1 protein-coding gene and 2 pseudogenes are annotated in these 2,758 nt (G+C 76.5%); all 3 read left to right on the top strand.

Translation table 11 applies throughout. The features are described 5' to 3' along the window. Window positions 1-1,227, top strand: a pseudogene (locus tag D455_RS31420) (hypothetical protein); the annotation flags it as partial. After that, complete coding sequence (locus tag D455_RS0122805) at window positions 1,224-1,901, top strand: hypothetical protein (protein WP_017573000.1); 678 nt, start codon at window positions 1,224-1,226, stop codon at window positions 1,899-1,901. The pseudogene D455_RS31420 and the gene D455_RS0122805, both read left to right, overlap by 4 nt. Before the next feature lie 273 nt (window positions 1,902-2,174). Next, a pseudogene (locus D455_RS31415) lies at window positions 2,175-2,758 on the top strand (hypothetical protein); the annotation flags it as partial.

Raw genomic sequence — 2,758 nt, 5'->3', positions numbered from 1 at the left:
ATCGGCCGCCGGTGGCACCGAGCCCACAGCGACGCCTGGCTGGCCGACGCCGCCACCGCCACCGGCGCGCCCTCCCTGACCCTGCCCATGGAGGTCGACCGGCTGGGCCGCGACCACGGCGACGTCAGCCGCGTCGCGGTCGTCCACATCGACGTGAACGGCCTCGGCGTCCTCCTGGGCGACTACCGCGAACGCGCGGGGGATCCGGGGGTGCCCGGCTCGGGCGCGTTCGCCCAGCGCCGCCTGTCCACCCGCATCGCCGGGCTCACCGAGGGGCTGGCCCGCGTCCTGGTGCGCGCGGTGGCGGCCACCGTCCACGCCGGGCCCGCGCGGCGCCCCGTCATCCCCGGTGCGGGCACCTCCGGGCCGGTCACCCTCCACCACGCGCCGCAGGGACCCGTGGCCGTGCCGGTACGCCCCATCGTGGTCGCCGGGGACGACCTGACCGTCCTGTGCGACGCCCGGCTCGCCCTGAGCCTGGTGCGCTACGCGCTCGACTGGCTGGACGCCGACCCCGAACGCGTCGAAGACCCCCGGGACCCCCGGGTGGGGCTACACCGCGCGCTCGCCGAGGCCCATGGCGACCGCCCCGGCGGCGGGCGCGTCGTCACCGCGCCCGACGGGGGCACGCACACCACGTTCGTACCGACGGTCGGGGCGGGGGTGGCCGTGCAGCCGGTCGGCGCGCCCCTGTCCCTGGGCTACGACCTGTGCGAGGCGATGTGCCGGAGCGCCAAGCAGCACCGGGTCCGGATCCTGGAGGACGACCCCGGAGCGACGGATGAGCACGCCGTGGCCTGGACGACGCGTTTCGACGGTGTCGGGCGGGTGCTGCGCCGTCTCGACCAGGCGCGCCAGGCGCCCGTACCGAGGACCGGACTGCCGCTGACCGGATCGGAGTTCACCGGTTTCCTGGACCGGTACCTGTCCGCGTCCGCCCCGGGCAGTCTGCTCGCCGACGGCGGCACCCGCCACCGGGGCTGGCTGGTCTCCGCCCTGGTCCCCCTGCTGGAGTCGGGCACCGACCCCGGACCCGAACTCGTCCGCCGCGCACGTGCGACCGGGACCCCCGTCGACCTGCCCCGGGACTGGACACCCGGTGCGCTGCTCGACGCGATCGAGGTGATGAACCTGCACCTGGATCCCGGCCTGGCGGCGGCCCTCGAACCCCACCGGCCCCAANGCCCACCTGTCCGGGCGGCTCGTCGGGGAGGTGCACCACGATGAGCCGCCCGGACCGCGTCGTCGTGCACCTGGCCTCCCCGGCGCTGTTCGTCGGAGCCAGCGCGGACGGTACGGGCGCCGACACCGACGTGGTCACCGACGAGCACGGCCTTCCCCATCTGCCCCGCCACCGCCTCGCCGCACGGCTGCGCGACGGCGCGGACGACGCACTGGTGGTCGCGCCCGGACTGGCCGGGGCGCGCGACGAGGTCTTCGGGCAGGCACACTCCCACGGCGCGGACCGCATGCTGCGGGTGGGCCACGCCGTCCTGGGCGACGGGGTGCGCGCCGCGGTCGCCCGCGCGCTCGCCGGTCGCGCCGAACCGATGCGCTCCACCCTGCGCCGCGCGGTCACCGACGCCTACACGACCCTGGAGTCGGGCATCGAGATCGGTCCGGAAGGCGCCCCCGAGCCGGGCCGTCTGCGCACGCACCGGGTGCTCCTGCCGGGGCTGACCCTCACCGCCGCGCTGACCTGGGCGAGCCCGCCGAACGAGGAGCACTGGCGGCTGCTGGCCCGTGCCTGCCTGGCCACCACCCGGATCGGGCTGCGGGGCACACGCGGCCGGGGCCGGGTGGACGTGCGCCTGGCCGGCCCCGGGGGGACCGACCCGCACGCGGTGACCCTGAGCCTGGCCTCGCCCCCCGGCGGGGACCGAGAAGGCGTGTTCGCGTGAACGGAGACCCCTCCGGCGGCCCGGGCGTCGGAAGGCGGTGCCCGCCCGCGGGAATGCGCCGCCGCTCCAGGGATATGAATAATTTTCACATCGACTGCCCCGCGCGCACGGGCGCGGTGGTATCGGGGCCCGGGCCGCGTTCCGGCTGCTCCGAGCACTCCGTACGCGCGGACGCGGTACCGGACGGTCTCCGGACGCACGAGGACACGGGAGGGGACCCGTGACCGCCGAGGCCGGTTCGGCGGACACCGGCGGAAGGAGGGGGACGCGCGCATGGGACCCGACATGGTGAGCGGCTACCTGGCGCTGCGCTACGTCCTCACCGACACCCTGGCGGTACGCACCTCCTTCGACCCCCTGCGGACCGACTCCGAGCACGGCATCAGCGGTCGTGCCCAGCGCGGGATGCTCGCCGCCGCGCTCCGGCGCGCGGGCCGCGAACGCGAACTCCACGACTGGGTGGCCCGGGGCGAGCGGGTCCGTTTCGCCCCCGCCCGCCCCCTCCTGGAAGCCGGGGCCGCACATCCCGCCCCCGCCCACCTCTACACCCCCGGCAAGGACGGCGACACCACCGTCGACGTCTTCGGCCCCACCGACCCCGCCACGCCCTACAAGGCGGTCCGCGATCCCCTCACCACGGACCGCTCCCTGCGCGCCGCCGTGCGCACCACCGCCGAGCAGTACCTCGGCCGCCCCCGCACCGGCGACACCCCTCGCGGCGTCCCCTTCCTCACCACCAGCATCGACCCCGGCCAGGTCTTCGAGGCCCGCTGGCAGCTGCGCGCCCCCGACCCCGACTCCCTCCGGAAGCTCGCCGAACGCGTCGCCGCATTCCTGGCCGAGGCCGACGGCACCCT

The organism is Nocardiopsis halotolerans DSM 44410 (assembly GCF_000341065.1).
Classification (GTDB): Bacteria; Actinomycetota; Actinomycetes; order Streptosporangiales; family Streptosporangiaceae; genus Nocardiopsis; species Nocardiopsis halotolerans.
This window is presented reverse-complemented; position numbering and strand designations above follow the sequence as displayed.

Excerpts from the sequence above, each read along its gene's own strand:
- D455_RS0122805 (WP_017573000.1), top strand. The coding sequence starts at position 1,224 with ATGAGCCGCCCGGACCGCGTCGTCGTGCACCTGGCCTCCCCGGCGCTG.